Origin of the sequence: Pseudomonas sp. ADAK7 (genome assembly GCF_012935675.1) — a bacterium.
Classification (GTDB): domain Bacteria; phylum Pseudomonadota; class Gammaproteobacteria; order Pseudomonadales; family Pseudomonadaceae; genus Aquipseudomonas.
In genome coordinates, this window is sequence record NZ_CP052861.1 from 294,767 (window position 1) to 314,975 (window position 20,209).

Annotated in this window: 19 protein-coding genes; 15 read left to right on the forward strand and 4 right to left on the reverse strand. The window is 61.9% G+C overall.

The annotated features are described in order from the left end of the window. Both HKK53_RS01485 and HKK53_RS01490 read left to right on the forward strand, forming a co-directional pair. Positions 1-1,263, forward strand: a complete 1,263-nt coding sequence (locus HKK53_RS01485; protein ID WP_169368991.1) for a sensor histidine kinase — start codon at positions 1-3, stop codon at positions 1,261-1,263. Continuing rightward, complete coding sequence (locus tag HKK53_RS01490) at positions 1,260-1,898, forward strand: response regulator (RefSeq protein WP_169368993.1); 639 nt, start codon at positions 1,260-1,262, stop codon at positions 1,896-1,898. The genes HKK53_RS01485 and HKK53_RS01490 overlap by 4 nt, the downstream gene beginning before the upstream one ends. Positions 1,899-2,042: 144 nt before the next feature. On the opposite strand, the gene HKK53_RS01495 is transcribed toward HKK53_RS01490, so the two are convergent. Together HKK53_RS01495 and exaA are read right to left on the reverse strand one after the other, a co-directional pair. Then, positions 2,043-2,690, reverse strand: a complete 648-nt coding sequence (locus tag HKK53_RS01495) for a pentapeptide repeat-containing protein (RefSeq protein WP_169368995.1) — start codon at positions 2,688-2,690, stop codon at positions 2,043-2,045. 151 nt (positions 2,691-2,841) lie between these two features. After that, positions 2,842-4,734, reverse strand: a complete 1,893-nt coding sequence (gene exaA, locus HKK53_RS01500; RefSeq protein ID WP_169368996.1) for a quinoprotein ethanol dehydrogenase — start codon at positions 4,732-4,734, stop codon at positions 2,842-2,844. A gap of 254 nt (positions 4,735-4,988) precedes the next feature. Here exaA and pedF point away from each other — a divergent pair, with 254 nt between their 5' ends. The 13 genes from pedF to HKK53_RS01565 all read left to right on the forward strand — a co-directional run bounded on the left by pedF (position 4,989) and on the right by HKK53_RS01565 (position 18,437). Further along, complete coding sequence (gene pedF / locus HKK53_RS01505) at positions 4,989-5,450, forward strand: cytochrome c-550 PedF (RefSeq protein WP_169368997.1); 462 nt, start codon at positions 4,989-4,991, stop codon at positions 5,448-5,450. Positions 5,451-5,453: 3 nt separating this feature from the next. Further along, positions 5,454-6,329, forward strand: coding sequence for a substrate-binding periplasmic protein (locus HKK53_RS01510; protein ID WP_169368998.1), 876 nt, complete (start codon positions 5,454-5,456; stop codon positions 6,327-6,329). After that, entirely contained in the window at positions 6,329-7,090 is a 762-nt protein-coding gene (locus HKK53_RS01515) for a quinoprotein dehydrogenase-associated SoxYZ-like carrier (RefSeq protein ID WP_169368999.1), read from the forward strand. Before HKK53_RS01510 ends, HKK53_RS01515 begins: the two co-directional genes overlap by 1 nt. A gap of 15 nt (positions 7,091-7,105) precedes the next feature. Further along, a complete protein-coding gene (locus tag HKK53_RS01520) occupies positions 7,106-8,047 on the forward strand; it encodes a quinoprotein relay system zinc metallohydrolase 1 (protein ID WP_169369002.1) in 942 nt (313 codons plus the stop codon). 311 nt (positions 8,048-8,358) lie between these two features. Next, a complete protein-coding gene (locus HKK53_RS01525) occupies positions 8,359-10,137 on the forward strand; it encodes a PQQ-dependent methanol/ethanol family dehydrogenase (protein WP_169369003.1) in 1,779 nt (592 codons plus the stop codon). A 268-nt stretch (positions 10,138-10,405) separates the two neighbouring features. Continuing rightward, a complete protein-coding gene (gene exaC / locus HKK53_RS01530) occupies positions 10,406-11,926 on the forward strand; it encodes an acetaldehyde dehydrogenase ExaC (RefSeq protein ID WP_169369004.1) in 1,521 nt (506 codons plus the stop codon). Positions 11,927-12,150: 224 nt separating this feature from the next. Further along, positions 12,151-12,222, forward strand: a complete 72-nt coding sequence (pqqA, locus tag HKK53_RS01535) for a pyrroloquinoline quinone precursor peptide PqqA (RefSeq protein WP_003253598.1) — start codon at positions 12,151-12,153, stop codon at positions 12,220-12,222. A gap of 55 nt (positions 12,223-12,277) precedes the next feature. Beyond that, a complete protein-coding gene (gene pqqB / locus HKK53_RS01540; RefSeq protein WP_169369005.1) occupies positions 12,278-13,192 on the forward strand; it encodes a pyrroloquinoline quinone biosynthesis protein PqqB in 915 nt (304 codons plus the stop codon). A gap of 140 nt (positions 13,193-13,332) precedes the next feature. Then, positions 13,333-14,085, forward strand: a complete 753-nt coding sequence (gene pqqC / locus HKK53_RS01545) for a pyrroloquinoline-quinone synthase PqqC (RefSeq protein WP_169369007.1) — start codon at positions 13,333-13,335, stop codon at positions 14,083-14,085. Beyond that, a complete protein-coding gene (gene pqqD, locus HKK53_RS01550; RefSeq protein ID WP_169369009.1) occupies positions 14,082-14,354 on the forward strand; it encodes a pyrroloquinoline quinone biosynthesis peptide chaperone PqqD in 273 nt (90 codons plus the stop codon). The genes pqqC and pqqD overlap by 4 nt, the downstream gene beginning before the upstream one ends. Next, positions 14,332-15,474, forward strand: a complete 1,143-nt coding sequence (gene pqqE, locus HKK53_RS01555) for a pyrroloquinoline quinone biosynthesis protein PqqE (RefSeq protein WP_169369011.1) — start codon at positions 14,332-14,334, stop codon at positions 15,472-15,474. Before pqqD ends, pqqE begins: the two co-directional genes overlap by 23 nt. Before the next feature lie 88 nt (positions 15,475-15,562). Then, complete coding sequence (ercA, locus tag HKK53_RS01560; RefSeq protein WP_169369012.1) at positions 15,563-16,726, forward strand: alcohol dehydrogenase-like regulatory protein ErcA; 1,164 nt, start codon at positions 15,563-15,565, stop codon at positions 16,724-16,726. Beyond that, a complete protein-coding gene (locus HKK53_RS01565; protein WP_169369013.1) occupies positions 16,710-18,437 on the forward strand; it encodes a PAS domain-containing hybrid sensor histidine kinase/response regulator in 1,728 nt (575 codons plus the stop codon). The genes ercA and HKK53_RS01565 overlap by 17 nt, the downstream gene beginning before the upstream one ends. Here the strand turns inward: HKK53_RS01565 and HKK53_RS01570 are convergent. Together HKK53_RS01570 and HKK53_RS01575 are read right to left on the reverse strand one after the other, a co-directional pair. Then, entirely contained in the window at positions 18,434-19,306 is an 873-nt protein-coding gene (locus tag HKK53_RS01570; RefSeq protein WP_169369014.1) for an aldose 1-epimerase, read from the reverse strand. The two genes, HKK53_RS01565 and HKK53_RS01570, sit on opposite strands and share 4 nt — an antisense overlap. Before the next feature lie 8 nt (positions 19,307-19,314). Beyond that, on the reverse strand, positions 19,315-20,202 hold the full coding sequence (locus tag HKK53_RS01575; RefSeq protein ID WP_169369016.1) for an SMP-30/gluconolactonase/LRE family protein: 888 nt from the start codon (positions 20,200-20,202) through the stop codon (positions 19,315-19,317). Between the last annotated feature and the right edge of the window lie 7 nt (positions 20,203-20,209).

Below are 20,209 nucleotides of genomic sequence, written 5' to 3' on the forward strand. Positions count from 1 at the left end.
GTGTCGGCGCTGTGGCGGATCAACCTGTGGGTCTGCGGCTTTTTCGCCCTGGTCACCCTGGCGTGCATGGCGTTGCTGGTGCATCAGGCGCTGGCGGACGTAGAGCGTGAGCTGCAATCCGCCGAAGCGGTGGTCGAGTACCTGAGCGAAACCGCCGAACGCGATCCCGCCAGCCTCCAGCCACGGCTGACCCAAAGCCTGCGCCATGTGCGGGTACGCTGGCTGGAACCGGGCGAAGCGGCGCGGCTGCCGGTGCAGGATGGCCTCGATGCCTGGCTCGGACGGCTGTTGTTCGCCGAAGCTCGACATAACGCTCAGGTCCTGGATTTGAAGGACGGTCGGCGGGTGCTGATCGCGGTCGATCCGCGGGACGAGATCGATGAAGTCTGGGATTCCCTGCAACAGGTACTGTTCCTCTGTGGTCTGGCGCTGTTGGTCAGTCTGTTGACCATTCGCTGGGCGGTGCGCCGGGGCATGGGCTTGCTCGACGAATTACTCCGTGCCTTGCAGCAGGTGTCCGCCGGCCAGCTCAATGTGCGCCTGCGCGGGCAAGGTGTGCCGGAAGCGCGTCAATTGGCGACGCACTTCAATCGCATGACCGGCGCGCTGGAACAGGCCCGGGCCGACAACACCCGACTGACGCAAACCTTGCTCGCGGTGCAGGAGCAGGAACGCACTCATCTGGCGCAGACGCTGCACGATGATCTCGGTCAGTACCTGGCCGGGATCCGCGCTCAAGCCTGTTTGCTACGCCTGGTGGCGGACCAACCAGACACCGTCGAACGCACGGTGCGCGAGCTGGAGCACAACTGCGAACACCTGCAACAAGGCTTCCGGGCATTGGTTCACGATTTGTACCCGGTGGTGCTGCAACATCTGCCGCTGTCCGAAGCCTTTGCGTTGCTGGTGGCGCAATGGCAGGGCCGGCAGGGTATCGATTGCCAGTTGCGGGTTAGCGCGCAGTTACCGGCGCTGTCGGGGCCGAGCAAGACTCATCTCTATCGCCTGTTGCAGGAAGCGTTGACCAACATTGCCCGGCACGCTGAGGCCAGTCAGGTGCGGGTTCGCCTGCAGCAACGCGGCGGGCGCTTGCGCTTGCTGATTCGCGATAACGGTCGCGGTGCCGCGCAGCCGCAACGGCCGGGTGTCGGTTTGTATTCGATGTTCGAACGCGCCCGCAGCCTCGGCGGCGAGCTGCGGATCATCAGCCACCCCGGCGCCGGTTGGGCGCTGGCCTTGAGCATGCCTTTGGAGGCGTCATGAATATTCTGCTGGTCGATGACCATGCGGTGGTCCGTCAGGGCTACGCCAGTTTGTTGCGGGCGCTGCTGCCGGCGATGCAAGTGCGCGAAGCGGCCACGGGTGAAGAGGCGCTGATCCGGGTCCAGGAAGCGGTGCCGAACCTGGTGATCATGGATTTCGGTTTGCCGGGGATCAGTGGACTGGAAACCACCCGACGCTTGCGCCAGCGCTTGCCGCAATTGCGGGTGCTGTTTTTCAGCATGCACGATGAACTGCCGCTGGTGCGCCAGGCACTGGACGCCGGGGCTTCCGGTTATCTGACCAAAAGCTCGGCGCCAGAAGTGCTGATCGAAGCAGTACGCCGGATTCTTGCTGGCCATGCCTACATCGAACAACCGCTGGCGACCCAACTGGCGTGCCACCCGCAGCAGGACACCAGCGACCCGCGCTTGCAAAGCATGACCCAGCGCGAACTGGAGATTTTCGTGATGCTCGCCAAAGGCACCCCGGCGCGGTTGATTGCCGAGCAGTTGAACATCAGCAGCAAGACCGTTTCCAATCACCTGACGTTGCTCAAGAGCAAGTTGCAGGTCACGTCCCATACCGAACTGGTGCATTTGGGGATTGATATGGGGGTGGTGCGCAAGGCTGGCTGACGATCGTTCCCACGCTGAGCGTTGATCGTTCCCACGCTCTGCGTGGGAATGCCTCCACGGACGCTCCGCGTTCGGCGTTGGATGGGACGCGGAGCGTCCCGGGCTGCATTCCCACGCAGAGCGTGGGAACGATCGGTTCACGGCTCATTTGTCCCACGTCGTCGGACACCCGGTGCAGCCCTCCATATTCGCATCCTGAAAATTCGCATAATGCTGCCGCGCGCCGCTGAGATTGGCCTGTTCGAGGTTGCTCTCGCCGAACTTGGCTTCTTGCAAGTTGGCATCGCTGAGGTCGGCGCCTTTCAGGTCGGCCTTGCTCAGCCAGGTCATTTCCAGGTCGGCGGCCCGCAGGTTGGCGTTGTGCAGCCTGGCCCCGGAGAGACGGGCGAATTGCAGATAGGCGGCGCTAAGGTTGGCGTTTTCGAATTGCGCGCCCTGGGCGAACAGGCCCCAACCCTGGATTGCCATCAGCGTCGCCCCCGTGAAATCGGCGAGGCGCAGGTTGCTCTGTTGCAAGCTGGCACGGGTCAGGTTGGCGCCTTGGAATTGGGCTTTTTCCAGGTTGGCGAGGTCGAGCCGGGCGTGGCGCAGATCGGCCTCGCGCAGGTCGGCGCCGCTGAGGTTCATGCTGCGCAGGTCCTGATTGCTCAGGTTGGCGCCCCTGAGATTCGCGCCGGGGCATTGGCTGTGTTCGGTGATGGTGCAGCCGTTGATGATCAGCGGGGCGTCGTCGCCTTCGTCGGCGTAAGCGAGGGGAAGGGTCAATAGCAGCAATAAAGGCAGATATTTCATCACGAAACCTCTAAATGGCATCGATACGGCTTTACGTAGCAGCTGTCGAGTGAAACGAGGCTGCGTCGACGGTGTGCCTGACACACCGCTAACGCAGCCTCGCCGGGGCTCGACAGCTGCTACGTGAGTCGTATCGGCAAGGGTGGCGGCGTTACTGCTGAGCGGTTTTCGTATCCCAACTCGGAATCTTGAACACCCAGAAAGACCCGCCCTGAGCCACCGGTTTGGTCAGCTCGGCCATGTCGCCGCCCCACAACGGCACCGCGCCGCCATAACCAACGGTCACGCCAACGTACTGCTCGCCATCCTGTTCCCAGGTGATCGGCGGCGAGACGATGCCGCTGCCGGTCTGGAACTTCCATAATTCTTCGCCGGTTTTCGCATCAAATGCCTTGAAGAAACCATCGCCCGTCCCGGTGAACACCAGGTTGCCCTTGGTCGCCAACACCCCGGCCCACAGCGGCAGCGCTTCCTTGTGCTCCCAGACCACTTTGCCGGTGGTCGGGTTCATCGCGCGCAGGGTGCCGACGTGATCGTCGTACATGCGCTTGATGCGAAACCCCATGCCCAGGTAGGCCGAACCTTTCTTGTAGTTGACCTCTTCGGTCCAGTATTCCTCTTTCCACTGGTTGCCCGGAATGTAGAACAGCCCGGTGTCCTGGCTGTACGCCATCGGGTTCCAGTTCTTGCCACCGAGGAACGGCGGCGAGACTTCCACGGATTTGCCCTTGGTTTCCCCTGGCAACGGTTTGGCCGGACGCTGGCCCGGATTCTCGACGGGTTTGCCGGTCTTCAGATCGATGTGGCTGGCCCAAGTGATGTTGTCGACGAAGGGAAAGGCGTTCTGCAATTTGCCGTTGTTGCGGTCCACCACGTAGAAGAAACCGTTGCGGTCGGCATGGCCGGTGGCTTTGACCGTTTTGCCGTCCTTGTCCTTGTAGTCGAACAGCACCAGCTCGTTGTTGCCGGAGAAATCCCAGGCATCGTTCGGGGTGTGCTGGTAGAACCATTTCACTTCGCCGGTGCTCGGGTCGACGCCGACCTGGCCCGAGGTGTAGAGGCTGTCGAAGTCGTGGGGGTTGCCGTCCTTGGACGTCCGGGCCCAGGTGTTCCACGGGCCAGGGTTGCCGGCGCCGACAATGATGGTGTTGGTTTCCGGATCGAAGCTCGCACTTTGCCAAGGGGCACCGCCGCCGTGGCTCCAGGCCTCGACCTTGCCGGTTTCAGTGGTCGGATCGTTCGGCCAGGACGGCGCTTTGACGTCGCCGGTGGTGGTGCTGTCCTTGCCGTTCAAGCGGCCCATGTGGCCTTCGACGAAAGGACGCATCCAGACTTCTTCACCGGTGTCCGGGTCGCGGGCAAACAACTGGCCGACCACGCCGAATTCATCGCCGGAACTGCCGTGGATCAGCAGCACCTTGCCGGAGGTTTTGTCTTTGATCAGCACCGGGGCGCCGGTCATGGTGTAGCCGGCGGCGTGGTCGCCGAACTTTTTGTTCCAGACCACTTTGCCGGTGTTTTTGTCGAGGGCGATCAGCCGCGCATCGAGGGTGCCGAAGTAGATCTTGTCGCCATAGATCGCCGCCCCGCGATTGACCACGTCGCAGCACGGACGAATGTTGTCCGGCAGGCGATGGTTGTAGGTCCACAGGCGCTTGCCGGTCTTGGCATCCAAAGCAAATACCCGCGAATAGGAACCGGTGACGTAGACCACGCCGTCGCTGACGATGGCCTGGGATTCCTGGCCGCGCTGCTTTTCATCGCCAAACGAGTAGGACCAGGCCGGGGTCAGCTTGAACACGTTCTTGTCGTTGACCTGGGCCAACGGGCTCCAGCGCTGGGCGTTGGTGCCCATGCCGTATTGCAGCACGTCCTTGGTGGTCAGGTGATCGTTGGCAATGTCTTCCCACGTCACGTTGTGGGTCGGGGTGGCGGGAGCAGTCGCCGCCTGGCTGGCAGCGCTTAGCGACAGGCTGCTTACCAGCAGAAAAGCCTGTATGGCGATAGACAGAGGGGAAAGGGCGGGTAGCGATCTTATTGTCATGGTTGCAGGTCCCAGTGGAGGTTTTGACCTGCACAGGGTGGTGCGCCCGGCGGGTGGGCGGATACGGAAAAAGTCCCGCTGTGGCCGGGAAGAGTTCCCGAACGGCACCTGATTTGGGTGTGCGCCACAAGCCCTACTACCAAGGGACTAGAAGGCGGCCACCAAAGCAGCATGGGGTTGGCGCCAAGCCGTTCCTAAGATGGGTGCCATAGCCTCTGCCAAGAGGTTTTGCGTGCAATCCTGAGGGCATAACAATGACAACAAAACGCAACGCCTTGCTGGTTGCCGGGCTGCTGGCCGGTTTTATCAGCGCAGGTTCGGTCTGGGCCCACGGCAACGTGGTACCGCAAGCGGTGGAAACCCCGGGCCTGACCCCGATCAAGGACGCCGGCGTGCCAGTCGATGCCGATGGCTGGGCGGCGGCGAACCCGTACCGCAATTCTCCGCAGCACGATAAAGCGGTGGAAATAGGCTCTTCGGCCTACAACCAGAACTGCGCGGCCTGCCATGGCCTGGAAGCCAAGTCCGGTGGCATCGCCCCGGATCTACGCATGCTCGATGTCGGCGACGCTGGTGATGAATGGTTCGTTGAGCGGGTGCGCCATGGCGCGGTGCGTGACGGCCGGGTCTACATGCCGAAAATGGCCGATTACCTGAGTCAGGAAGCCTTGTGGGCGGTGCGTACCTACCTGGACAGCGTGCACGTCGAGGAGTAATCCATGCGCCTGCTCGCGGTGTTGATCAGTGCTGTGTTGCTGTGCTGCCAGGTGGTGCAGGCGCAGGTTCGGACCTATGACCAAATGATCGCCGCCGGAGAGCTGAAAGTCGCGGTGTACAAGGATTTCGCCCCCTACAGTTTTGAAGACGCCGGCCAGCCTCGAGGCGTGGATGTCGACCTCGCGCAGGCCTTGGCCACCGCGCTGGGGGTGAAGCTCAAACTGATCTGGGCGCCGGCCGGCGAGAAGCTCGACGACGACCTGCGTGATTACATCTGGCGCGCCAGTCAGTTGCACGATCAGCAACTGGCTGACCTGATGATGCGCGTGCCCTACGACCGCGATTACTCACAAAAACGCAACGAGCTCGGCGAGCTGGAAAACGACCATGTGGTGATGTTCGGCCCGTACCAGAATGAACAATGGCAAGTCGCCTTTGACCGCCGCCGGCTGGATTCGGTGGGCAGCGTCGCGGTGTTTGAACAGCATCCGATTGGCGTTGAAGTCGACAGCGTGCCGTCGTTCTACCTGACCTCGGTGTTCAACGGCATGCTCGCCGGCAAGACCCATCACTATCCGGGCGTGCCCCAGGCCTTTGCGGCGATGAAGGCCGGTGAAGTCGATGCGGTGATGGCGATGCGCGGTGAGGTCGACTGGCAGGTGCATGAAGCGCACGACCCGCAAGTGGCGCTGGCGGAGAACGCCTACCCGAACATGGGCAAGCAGCGCTGGGAAATCGGCATGGCGGTGCATGAAAGCAACCGGCAATTGTCCTATGCCTTGGAAGAGGCGCTGGAAGCCATGATCCGCGAGGGCTCGGTGCAAGCCATCTATGCCCGTTACGGCCTGCAATATGAAGTGCCGGAGATGTACCAATAGTGGGCTGGCGAGCGAGTTGCCTGTTGGCCTGTTGGTTGCCCATGGTCGCGCAAGCGGCAGACATCGATCCGGGCAAAGACCCGGTGCCGTCGGTGATGTGGGCCTTCTATCACAAGCAAATGCTCGGCGACGGGCCATTCGTGTTCGATGAGCGGGTCAAGCTGCTGGCGCCGCCCTTCGCTGAAGATGCGCGCCAGGTGCCGCTGGAAATCGACGCCCGGGCGTTCAAGGGCGAAGTGGTGAAAATCCTCGCTTGGGCCGAGCTTAATCCGTTGCCGAAAATCGTCGATTTCCAACCGCTGGACCGGGTACTGCCATGGCTGTCGATCCGCATCCGCATCGAACAGGCCACGCCGCTGCGTGCGGCAGTGTTGACCCGCGATGGCGTGTGGCACGTCGGTTCGACCCTGATCGATGCGGCGGGCGGCGGTTGCACGGCGCCGAGCGTGGTGCGTACCCAGCCGGGTTGGGAAGACCATATCGGCGAAGTGCTCGGCGGGCGTTATCCCCGTGGTGAATTCAGTCGCGTGCGCTTGCAGGTGGCGCACCCGATGGACAACGGCATGGTCAGCGGTATTCCGGAATTCTTCATCAACCACGCCGAATTGCGCGATCAAAACGATCAACTGCTGGCGACGCTGGAGCTGTTTCCCGCTGTCAGCGAAAACCCCAACCTGGCCTTCGACATCGAAGGAGCAGGGCAGACGCGCCTGTTGTTGCGCGACAACAGCGGCAATCAATTCGATGCGGCCATCCCCTGAGCCAAGGAGCGCGTCATGCGTTGGATATTGCTGTTGTTGATCGGTTTGAGCCTGCCGGCGTTGGCGGCGGAGCTTGAATATTCCCTCAAGCCACGGCTGATCGCCCCGGACACCTGGCTGCTGGAAGGCAGCACCGACAACTTCGCCAAGGCCAACGGCGGCAACATCGTCAACACCGGGTTCATCGTCACCGAGCGCGGGGTGGTGGTGATCGACAGCGGGCCGTCGAAACGCTACGGCGAGGCGATGCGCAAGGCGATTGCCGCGGTCACCGATAAACCGGTGATCGAAGTGCTGCTGACCCACCATCACCCCGATCATGCGCTGGGCAATCAGGCGTTCACTGACGTGCCGATAGGCGCGTTGGCCTGCACCGCTGAACTGCTGAAAAAGCAGGGTGATGCCATGGCCGAGAACATGTATCGGCTGGTGGGCGACTGGATGCGCGGCACCGAAGTGGTATTGCCCACCGAGACGCTGACACCGGGCGTCAAAAGTTTTGGGAACCACGATTTGCGCCTGCTAAGCCTGGGTGGGCATACCGGCGCGGATCTGGCTATTCTCGACCAGCAAACCGGCGTGCTGTTTGCCGGGGACCTGGTGTTTTATCAACGGGCCCTGACCACCCCGAACAGTCCGGGGCTGGCGGTGTGGCTGGCGGACATCGCCACCCTGCAAGCCTTGCCCTGGACCCTGATCGTGCCCGGCCACGGCCCGCTGGCCACGGATGCCAAACCCTTCGAGCAGATGCGCGACTACCTGACCTGGCTCGATCAACTGCTGCGCGACGGCGCCGCCAATGGCAGCGACATGTCCGAGATGATCCGCAGCCCCATCCCCGAGCGTTTTGCTGGCATCAGCCTGAGTCGTTATGAACTGATCCGCAGTGCCAGCCACTTGTACCCGGGCTACGAGCGGGCACAGATGACCCGCGTCGATTCCGCCGCAAACCAGTGACCCGACGGCACACCCTTGTAGCAGCTGGCGAAGCCTGCGTTCGGCTGCGCAGCAGTCGTGAAATCAGAGTTCGCAGTGCATCAGGCAAACCGTGCAAGTCGGGTTTACGACTGCTGCGCAGCCGAACGCAGGCTTCGCCAGCTGCTACAGGTCCAGTTCCAGCCCTTTCGGGTCGGGATCGTCGGACCCCGTACTAAGGAACTAGCAATCTCCACACTGCGGGCAATTGTTGGAAGGGCGGCGGCGCTCAAGAATCTGCACCAGACCGGGAAAATTTCCCGGGTATAACAAAAACCGCAGAGGTAGCCGTCATGACCCACCCCGCACGTCGCCAACCCTTCGTCTTGAGTGTGCTGCTCAGTGCCATGCTGCTGTCCGGCTCGGCATTGGCCGCCGTCACTGACCAGGACATTCTCCAGGACCCCAAGAACCCGGAGCAGATCGTCACCAACGGTCTGGGCGTCCAGGGTCAGCGCTACAGTCCGCTGGACACCCTCAACGCCGACAACGTCAAGGATCTGCGGCCGGTTTGGGCCTTCTCCTTCGGCGGTGAAAAACAGCGCGGCCAGCAAGCGCAGCCGATGATCAAGGACGGCGTGATGTACATGACCGGTTCTTATTCACGGGTGTTCGCGGTGGATGCGCGCACCGGCAAGAAACTCTGGCAGTACGACGCGCGCCTGCCCGATGACATCCGTCCGTGCTGCGACGTGATCAACCGTGGCGTGGCGCTGTACGGCGACCTGGTGTTCTTCGGCACCCTCGACGCCAAGCTCGTGGCCCTGAACAAGGACACCGGCAAAGTCGTCTGGAGCAAGAAAGTCGCCGACCACAAGGAAGGCTATTCAATCAGCGCCGCGCCGCTGGTGATCAACGGCAAACTGATTACCGGCGTGGCGGGTGGCGAGTTCGGCGTGGTCGGCAAGATCTCCGCCTATGACCCGAAAAACGGTGAACTGCTGTGGACCCGGCCCACGGTCGAAGGCCACATGGGTTACGTCTACAAGGACGGCAAAGCGATAGAAAACGGCATCTCCGGCGGCGAAGCGGGCAAGACCTGGCCCGGCGACCTATGGAAAACCGGCGGCGCTGCGCCTTGGCTTGGTGGCTACTACGACCCGGAAACCAATCTGCTGCTGTTCGGCACCGGCAACCCGGCGCCCTGGAACTCGCACCTGCGCCCTGGTGACAACCTCTACTCCTCGTCGCGCCTGGCGTTGAACCCGGACGACGGCACCATCAAATGGCACTTCCAAAGCACGCCTCACGATGGTTGGGACTATGACGGCGTGAACGAACTGGTGTCGTTCAATTACACCGAGGGCGGCAAGGAAATCAAAGCCGCCGCCACCGCCGACCGTAACGGTTTCTTCTACGTGCTCGATCGCACCAACGGCAAGTTCATTCGTGGCTTCCCGTTCGTGGACAAGATCACCTGGGCCACCGGCCTGGATAAAGAGGGCCGGCCAATCTACAACGAAGCCAGCCGTCCGGGCGCGCCGGGCACTGAAGCCAAGGGCAGCTCGGTGTTTGTCGCGCCAGCATTCCTCGGTGCGAAGAACTGGATGCCGATGGCCTACAACAAGGACACCAAGCTGTTCTACGTGCCGTCCAACGAGTGGGGCATGGACATCTGGAACGAAGGCATCGCCTACAAGAAAGGCGCGGCGTTCCTCGGCGCCGGTTTCACCATCAAACCGTTGAACGAAGACTACATCGGCGTGCTGCGCGCCATCGATCCGGTCACCGGTAAAGAAGTCTGGCGTCACAAGAACTACGCGCCGCTGTGGGGCGGGGTGCTGACCACCAAAGGTAATTTGGTCTTCACCGGTACGCCGGAAGGTTTCCTCCAGGCCTTCAATGCCAAGACTGGCGAAAAGGTCTGGGAATTCCAGACTGGCTCCGGTGTTCTCGGCTCGCCTGTGACCTGGGAAATGGACGGTGAACAGTACGTCTCGGTGCTATCCGGTTGGGGTGGCGCCGTACCGTTGTGGGGCGGCGAAGTGGCCAAACGCATCAAGGACTTCAACCAGGGCGGGATGCTCTGGACGTTCAAGTTGCCGAAGGACCTGGTCGTCGCTAAACACTGATTGCCGCCACTGATCGTTCCCACGCTCCCCGTGGCGATCGTTCCAACGCTCCGCGTGGAAATGCCTCTTCGGACGCTCCGCGTTCGGCTCTTGAGGGGGACGCGGAGCGTCCCGGGCTGCGTTCCCACGCAGAGCGTGGGAACGATCACCTACTACCAAATAACGAGAGTCCCCCCTCCAACGGCGCATTCGTCCGGCGTGCGGGGCTCTCTACTATCGGTGCATCGCCTGTTTGCCCGACAGGCACCGACCCAGACAGAGGCCCACCATGATCTACGCACAACCTGGTACACCTGGCGCCATCGTTTCCTTCAAGCCGCGTTACGGCAATTTCATCGGTGGCGAGTTCGTGCCGCCGGTCAATGGCGAATACTTCACCAACACCTCGCCGGTCAACGGTGAAGTGATCGCCGAGTTCCCGCGTTCCAGCGCCGCCGACATCGACAAAGCCCTCGACGCCGCCCACGCGGCCGCCGATGCCTGGGGCAAGACCTCGGCCCAGGACCGCTCCCTGGTGCTGCTTAAAATCGCCGACCGCATCGAGCAAAACCTGGAAATCCTCGCCGTCGCCGAAACCTGGGACAACGGCAAAGCCGTGCGCGAAACCCTCAACGCCGACGTGCCACTGGCCGCCGACCATTTCCGCTACTTTGCCGGCTGCATTCGTGCCCAGGAAGGTGGCGCTGCCGAAATCAACGAGCTGACCACCGCCTACCACTTCCACGAGCCGCTGGGCGTGGTCGGACAGATCATTCCGTGGAACTTCCCGCTGCTGATGGCCGCGTGGAAACTTGCCCCGGCCCTGGCCGCCGGTAACTGCGTGGTACTCAAACCCGCCGAGCAGACGCCGCTGTCGATCATGGTCTTCGCCGAGCTGATCGCCGACTTGCTGCCGCCCGGTGTGCTGAACATCGTCCAGGGTTTCGGTCGCGAAGCCGGTGAGGCGCTGGCCACCAGCAAGCGCATCGCCAAGATTGCCTTCACCGGGTCCACCCCGATTGGCGCGCACATCATGAAATGCGCGGCCGAGAACATCATTCCCAGCACCGTGGAACTGGGCGGCAAGTCGCCGAACATCTTCTTCGAAGACATCATGCAAGCCGAGCCACAGTTCATTGAGAAGGCCGCCGAAGGCCTGGTGCTGGCGTTTTTCAACCAGGGCGAAGTCTGCACCTGTCCGTCGCGAGCGCTAGTGCAGGAGTCGATCTACGACGACTTCATGAAAGTGGTGATGCAGAAGATCGTCAAGATCAAGCGCGGCAACCCGCTGGACACCGAAACCATGGTCGGCGCCCAGGCGTCCGAGCAGCAATACGACAAGATCCTCTCGTACCTGAAAATTGCCCAGGAGGAGGGCGCCGAGCTACTCACCGGTGGCGCGGCCGAGCGCCTCGAAGGCGACTTGTCGACCGGTTATTACATCCAGCCGACCCTGCTCAAGGGCCACAACAAAATGCGCGTGTTCCAGGAAGAAATCTTCGGCCCGGTGGTCGGCATCACCACCTTCAAGGACGAAGCCGAAGCCCTGGCGATTGCCAACGACAGCGAGTTCGGCCTCGGCGCCGGCCTGTGGACCCGCGACATCAACCGCGCCTACCGCATGGGCCGGGCGATCAAGGCCGGGCGTGTCTGGACCAACTGCTACCACCTGTACCCGGCCCACGCCGCGTTCGGTGGCTACAAGAAGTCCGGGGTCGGCCGTGAAAACCACAAGATGATGCTCGACCATTACCAGCAGACCAAAAACCTGCTGGTGAGCTACGACATCAATCCGATGGGGTTCTTTTGATTCGACGTTGGACCGCGTAACGGCTTTCGCGGGCAAGCCTCGCTCCTACAGGTTCAGGTGATCCGCAGGAGCGAGGCTTGCCCGCGAATGGTTGTGTCTGACACCCCGCAACACCCCCTACCAACGCACGCCGCCATCTCCTTCGAAAGTAGCATTCGGGCCCTTGGCGGCCCGTGCATTAATGGCTTTACCGGAATTGCCCGGCACAAGAAGAGGATTGACCCATGTGGACTAAACCCGCGTTTACCGATCTGCGCATTGGCTTCGAAGTGACGATGTATTTCGCCAACCGCTGATTGATCACCCGGCCAGCCGACGCGTTGGCCGGGCCTGCCTTCCGGAGCATTGCTCATGCACATCCGCGTTCTCGGTTCCGCCGCTGGCGGTGGTTTCCCGCAATGGAATTGCAACTGTCGCCAGTGCTCCGGCGTGCGCGATGGCAGCCTGCGTGCCCAACGGCGCACGCAGTCCTCGATTGCGGTGAGCGACAACGGCGTGGATTGGGTGCTGTGCAATGCTTCACCGGACATTCGTGCGCAGCTGGAAAGCTTCCCGGCGTTACAACCGGCACGCCGATTACGCGATACGGCGATTGCCGGTGTCGTCCTGCTGGACAGCCAGATCGACCATTGCACCGGCCTGTTGAGCTTGCGCGAAGGTTGCCCGCATTCGGTGTGGTGCACCGCGCGGGTGCATGAGGATTTGAGCAGTGGCTTTCCACTGTTCAGCATGCTCAAGCACTGGAACGGTGGCTTGCAATGGCAACCGATCGAACTCGACCGCGAGCCGTTCAGCATCGCTGCCTGCGCACACCTGCAATTTCGTGCAATCCCCTTGATCAGCAATGCACCGCCGTACTCGCCCAATCGCGGCAATCCGCAGCCGGGTGACACCCTCGGCCTGTTTATCGAAGACCTGCGCAACGGTGCCTCGGTGTTTTATGCGCCGGGCCTGGGGCAAGTCGATGAAGAAGTGATGAGCTGGATGCAGCGCGCCGATTGCCTGCTGCTGGACGGCACGTTGTGGCGCGACGATGAGATGCGCGTGTGCGAAGTGGGCCAGAGCCTGGGCAGTGAAATGGGGCATCTGCCCCAGAGCGGTCCTGGCGGGATGCTGGACATCCTTGAGGGCTTCGATCGTCAGCGCAAGGTGCTGATTCACATCAACAACACCAACCCGATCCTCGACGAAGACTCGGCTGAGCGTGCGTTGCTGGAGCGGCGGGGGGTTGAGGTGGCGTATGACGGCATGAGTCTTGTGCTGTAGCGGACGGCCCTTTCGCGGGCAAGCCTCGCTCCTACAGAACATCGTCGTTCGTGGATTTCATGGCTTACACAAAACCTGTAGGAGCGAGGCTTGCCCGCGAAGAGGCCCGCCCAGACACCGCAAAAATCCGGAGAGCCGCAATGCCCGACACCCCAATGTCCCCCAGCGAATTCGAAGCCGCCCTGCGCGCCAAAGGCGCCTACTACCACATCCATCACCCGTTCCACCAAGCTATGTACGCCGGCCGGGCCACCCGCGAGCAAATCCAGGGTTGGGTCGCCAATCGCTTCTACTATCAGGTCAACATCCCGCTCAAGGACGCCGCGATCCTCGCCAACTGCCCCGACCGCGACGTGCGCCGGGAATGGCTGCAACGCATCCTCGATCACGACGGCGAACCCGGCAGCGAAGGCGGGATCGAAGCCTGGCTGCGCCTGGGCGAAGCCGTGGGGCTGGAACGCGAGCAAATCCTCTCCCAGGAACTCGTGTTGCCCGGCGTCCGTTTTGCCGTGGACGCCTACGTCAATTTCGCCCGCCGCGCCTGTTGGCAGGAAGCCGCCAGCAGTTCCTTGACCGAATTGTTCGCACCGCAGATCCACCAATCACGCCTCGACGCCTGGCCCACCCATTACCCGTGGATCGACGCGGGCGGCTACGACTATTTCCGTACCCGTTTGAGCCAGGCGCGGCGCGATGTCGAGCACGGTTTGCGCATCACCCTGGCGCATTACGTCACCCTCGAAGGCCAACAACGGATGCTGGAAATCCTCCAGTTCAAACTCGATGTGCTGTGGAGCATGCTCGATGCGATGAGCATGGCTTACGAGCTGGAGCGACCGCCGTATCACACCGTCACCCCCTCGAATGTCTGGCATCGGGGGATTGCCCTGTGAGTTTGATTAACCGCGAAAAAACACCGTCCCTAAGACCGGGATTTCGCCTGCAATGGGAACCCCGCCAGGATTGCCATGTGCTGCTGTACCCCGAAGGCATGATCAAACTCAACACCAGCGCCGGGCAGATCCTCAATCTGCTGGACGGCCAGCGCAGCGTCGCGTCAATCATCGAGCAATTGTCGACGAACTTCCCCGGCGTGCCGGGCATCGACGAAGACGTGCTGACGTTTCTGGAGGTGGCCCATGCTCAATTCTGGATCGAATAAATCGCCGCCAGGGCCGCCGCTGTGGCTGTTGGCGGAACTGACTTATCGCTGCCCGTTGCAATGCCCGTATTGCTCCAACCCGTTGGACTTTGCCCAATCCGGCGAGGAACTGAGCACCGAAGAATGGATTCGCGTCTTTCGCGAGGCGCGTGAAATGGGCGCCGCGCAACTGGGTTTTTCCGGTGGTGAACCGTTGGTGCGCCAGGACCTCGCCGAGCTGATCAAAGCCGCGCGGGACATGGGTTACTACACCAATCTGATTACCTCCGGCATCGGCCTGACCAAGCAGAAGGTCCGCGACTTCAAAATCGCCGGGCTCGACCATATCCAGATCAGCTTCCAGGCTGCCGACGAAGGGGTGAACAACATGCTCGCCGGCTCGCGCAAGGCCTTCGCCCAGAAACTCGCCATGGCCCGCGCGGTGAAAGCCCAGGGTTACCCGATGGTGCTGAATTTCGTCACCCACCGGCACAACATCGACCGCATCGACCGCATCATCGATTTGTGCCTGGAACTGGAGGCGGATTTCGTCGAGTTGGCGACGTGTCAGTTCTACGGTTGGGCCGAACTCAACCGCGTTGGCCTGTTGCCCACTCGCGAGCAATTGCAGCGTGCCGAGCGCATCACCAATGAATACCGCGAGCGGCTTGAGGCCCAGGGCCACCCATGCAAGCTGATTTTCGTCACCCCGGACTACTACGAAGAACGCCCGAAAACCTGCATGAACGGCTGGGCCAACCTGTTTCTCGACATTACCCCGGACGGCACCGCGTTGCCGTGCCACAGCGCCCGCCAGTTACCGGTGCAATTTCCCAATGTGCGCGAGCACAGCATTGAGCACATCTGGACCGATTCCTTCGGCTTCAACCGGTTTCGCGGCGATGACTGGATGAAGGAACCGTGCCGCTCCTGCGATGAAAAACACAAGGATCTGGGCGGTTGCCGCTGCCAGGCGTTCATGCTCACCGGAGATGCCGAAAACGCCGACCCGGTGTGCAGCAAGTCGCCGCACCATGGGGTGATCCTCAAGGCCCGCGAAGAGGCCGACGCGCCGGGGCAGGGCATGGAACACCTGACGTTGCGCAATGAGAAGGCTTCGCGGTTGATCTACCGCGGGTGATACCGGCTACCCATTGGTCTGATTGCATTCACCACCGGATGGGTTAGTGTGGCTTCTACCTTCCAAAACAATAAAAACAGGCTTTCCAATGAGCCACAAAATCAGCCAGCTGCGTAAATTCGTTTCGCCTGAAATCATTTTTGGTGCCGGTTGCCGGCACAACGTCGGCAACTACGCCAAGACCTTCGGCGCCCGCAAGGTGCTGGTGGTCAGCGACCCCGGGGTGATTGCCGCCGGTTGGGTCGCGGATGTCGAGGCCAGCCTGCAGGCCCAGGGCATCGATTACTTTCTGTATAGCGACGTCTCGCCCAATCCCCGGGTCGAGGAAGTCATGCTCGGCGCCGAGTTGTACAAGGAAAACCACTGCGATGTCATTGTGGCCATTGGTGGCGGCAGCCCGATGGATTGCGGCAAAGGCATTGGCATTGTCGTCGCCCATGGGCGCAGCATTCTCGAGTTCGAAGGCGTGGACACCATTCGCGTGCCCAGCCCGCCGCTGATCCTGATCCCGACCACCGCTGGCACGTCGGCCGACGTCTCGCAATTCGTGATCATTTCCAACCAGCAAGAACGCATGAAGTTCTCCATTGTCAGCAAGGCTGCGGTGCCTGACGTGTCGCTGATCGACCCGGAAACCACCCTGAGCATGGACCCGTTCCTGGCGGCCTGTACCGGTATCGACGCGTTGGTGCATGCCATCGAAGCCTTCGTCTCCACCGGTCACGGCCCGTTGACCGACCCCCATGCACTGGAAGCGATGCGCCTGATCAATGGCAATCTGGTGCAGATGATCGCCAATCCGACGGACATTGTCCTGCGCGAGAAAATCATGCTCGGCAGCATGCAGGCCGGGCTGGCGTTCTCCAACGCGATCCTGGGCGCCGTGCACGCCATGTCCCACAGCCTCGGCGGCTTTCTCGATTTGCCCCACGGCTTGTGCAACGCGGTGCTGGTGGAACATGTGGTGGCGTTCAACTACAACTCGGCGCCGGACCGTTTCAAGGTGATCGCCGAGACCTTTGGCATCGATTGCCGGGGCCTGAATCACCGGCAGATCTGCAAGCGCCTGGTCGAGCATTTGATCGCGTTGAAACATGCGATCGGCTTCCACGAAACCCTGGGTCTGCACGGGGTGAGCATGGCGGATATTCCATTCCTGTCGCAGCACGCCATGCACGACCCGTGCATCCTGACCAACCCGCGCGAATCCAGTCAGCGTGACGTCGAGGTCGTCTATGGCGAAGCCCTCTGACGAGCAGCAACGGGCGCTGGCCGGGTTACTGGGGTTAGGCAGTCACTCGGCGCGCAAGAGCCATTACCCGGAACTCAACGCGCGCCTGGACGAACTGGAAGCCGAGCGCAATCGCTATAAATGGCTGTTCGAAAACGCCGTCCACGGGATCTTCCAGGCCAGCCTGCTCGAAGGGATGCGCGCCGCCAACCCGGCGCTGGCGCGGATGCTTGGCTATGACGATCCGCAGGAGGTGCTGTTTTCCTTGGCGGACCTGGCGAGCAACCTGTTTGTCGGCGGTGCCAGGGAGCTGGAAACCATCGGCGAGATCCTCAAGACCGAACGCAGTCTGCACGGCTATGAAACGCAGCTGCGGCGCAAGGACGGCAGCAGCCTCGACGTGCTGATGAACCTGTTGCTCAAGCCCGATCAGGAAGGCCTGGTTGAAGGTTTTGTCGCCGACATCACCGAACGCAAACTCGCCCAGCAGCGCTTGCAACAACTCAACGATGAACTGGAGCAACGGGTCACCGCGCGCACTGACGAATTGCTCGAAGCCAACCGCAACCTGCAACAGCAGATCACCCAGCGCAAGCAGATTGCCCAGGCCTTGCGCGATGCCCGGGACGCCGCCGAAGCGGCCAACCGCAGCAAGGACAAATACCTCGCCGCCGCCAGTCACGACCTGCTGCAACCGCTCAACGCCGCGCGGCTACTGATTTCGACCTTGCGCGAGCGCAAATTGCCCGACGTCGAGCAGGTGCTGGTGGAGCGTACGCACCAGGCACTGGAAGGGGCGGAAGACCTGCTGACGGATTTGCTGGACATTTCCCGGCTCGACCAGGCGGCGGTGAAACCCGACGTCGCGCTGTACCGCCTCGACGAATTGCTCGCGCCGCTGGTTTCGGAATTCCAGTCCGTGGCCGAGGCGGCGGGGCTGAACCTGCGGGTGCACATGGGCGACTTCGCCATAAGCACCGATTTGCGGCTGATGACGCGGATTCTGCGCAACTTCCTCAGCAATGCGTTCCGCTACACCGATGAGGGCTGCATCTTGCTCGGGGCTCGGCGTCGGGGCCAGATGTTACGGCTGGAAGTCTGGGACACCGGGCGCGGGATTGCAGCGGATCGGCTGGATTCGATCTTTCTGGAATTCAATCAACTGGACGTTGGCCGCGCCGCCGATCGTAAAGGCGTGGGCCTGGGATTGGCGATCGTCGAGCGCATCGCCAAGATTCTCGGTTACCGGATTCAGGTGCGTTCATGGCCGGGGCGCGGGTCGGTGTTCAGTATCGACGTGCCGATTTCCCATGAAGTACCGCTGCCGATCACACTGGCCGCGCCGCAACCGGGTACCGGCAACCCGCTGCCGGGCCGGCGTTTGTTGGTGCTGGATAACGAAGTCAGCATTCTGGAAAGCATGAGCGCGTTGCTCGGGCAATGGGGCTGCGAAGTGGTGATCGCCACGGACGAATTCTCTGCCTTGGCGGCGTTGCAGGGACGGGCACCGGAACTGATTCTGGCGGACTATCACCTCGACCACGGGGTGGTCGGTTGTGATGTGGTGCGGCATCTGCGCGAGCACTTCGGCCAGGCGATTCCGGCGGTGATCATCACCGCCGACCGCACCGACCAGTGCCGCCGCTCCTTGCAGCGCCTCGACGCGCCGCTGCTGAACAAACCGGTGAAACCCGGCAAGTTGCGCGCGGTGTTGAGTCAGTTGCTGGGTTAGCCGAGTTTGCGGTATTGCAGGCTGAACCCCAGCGCGGTGGATTGGCCTTGCTCGAGCAATCGCAACCCCGGCCGACCGGGCAAGTGGTGCGCGTTGACTGGGTGGCTCACCGGCTCGATACAGAAAAACCCCAAGTCTACCGGGCAGTACAGCAGGTAATAATCGCTGCCGGTGGCCTGGCATTCCAGTTCATAACCCAGCTCGGGTTGCTGGATCAGGCAGTGTCCGTCCCATTCGCAGAAACCGTTGTCCACCAGGGTGTGCGGTAAATCCTTGAGCTGCTGGAAATCCCATTCGGCCGGTAACGGGCTGAGTTCGGTCGGCAGTTTGGCGCTGTCACAAAACCAGACCTGTCGGGCCTTTGTCTGTAATCGAGTATTGGCGGTGCGCGGGAAGTAGGGGTGCAAGCCGAGGCCGTGCCACGCGGCGTGTTCGCCCAGATGGGTGACCTGCAATTCAATGCTTAACTGACCTTCGCTCAAGTGGAAACGTTGTCGGGCGCGGTAGGCGAAGGGCGTTGTGCAATCGAGTTCCAGGACGGCTTCGTTTCGGCTTTGCGAAACGATCCGCCACGGCTGTTGCCAGGCGCTGCCGTGGATCGGCAAGGGATCGGTGAGGCTGTTCGGCGTCAGGGCCAACCAGCCTTCGGGGCAGTCGAAACCGCCCTCGGAAATCCGGTTGGACCAAGGGGCCAGCGGATAGCAGCCGAGCTTGCCGGGCAGGCCGGTGTTCAAGGCTTGGCTGTCGCTGTGACGCAACAGTGGCTGGCCGGTGCTGCGTACCGTCCAGTTGACGATGCTGGCGCCGAGTTCGGGGGCGAGAGTGAGGTGGGTGAGGTGGTCTTCGAGTTCGAGCAGGGTGGGTGTCATGTTGATCATCAGTCCAGAAACAGCGGTTCAGGCAGACCTTTCACGCCTGGATTAAGCGCAAACACCCCACCGGCCAACGACTGCTCGTCATGGTCATCCCCCGGGCGAATCGAGGTCACGAACAACGTATCCAGCCCACTGCCACCAAACGCGCACATGGTCGGTTTCTTCACCGGCACGGCCAGCGAACGGTCCAGTCGACCGTCCGGGGTAAACCGATGAATCAACCCGGCATCGTTCGCGCAGATCCAGTAGCAACCCTCAGCATCCACCGCCGCGCCATCGGGCCGGCCGCAGAAGTGATTCATGTCGACAAACAGCCGGCGATTGCTCGGTGTGCCGCTCTCGAGGTCGTAGTCGAAAGCCCAGATTTGCTGGGCCAGCGGATGAGAATCAGACAGGTACATCGTCCGGCCATCCGGGCTGAAACCCAGGCCGTTAGGGACGAGGAAGCCAGAGAGGCGTGCCTCAATCGGCCCACGCTGCCCGCTGCTGTAGCGATACAACGTGCCTTCCGCCACGTTGGCCCCCATGTTCAGCACCATGCTGCCGGCCCAGAAACGCCCCTGACGATCACAGCGGCCATCGTTCAGGCGCATGTCCGGACGGGCATGATCGACGTGGGCGAGCAGTTCGCTGTCGAGGCTGCCATCGTTGTGCGGGCGCAAATGGAAGAACCCGCTTTCCATCCCGGCGACCCAGCCACCGTCGCTGTGACGCGCGATGCAGGCGAGCATTTCCGGGGTTTTCCAGGCGTGGACATGCCCGGTTGCGGCGCTCCAGCGCTGCAAGCCACCGGCGGGAATATCGACCCAGTACAGGGCGTTTTCCTCAGGCACCCAGACCGGGCATTCACCGACCGCGTTGCGGGCATCGACAATCAATTCGGCTTGCATGGACGCT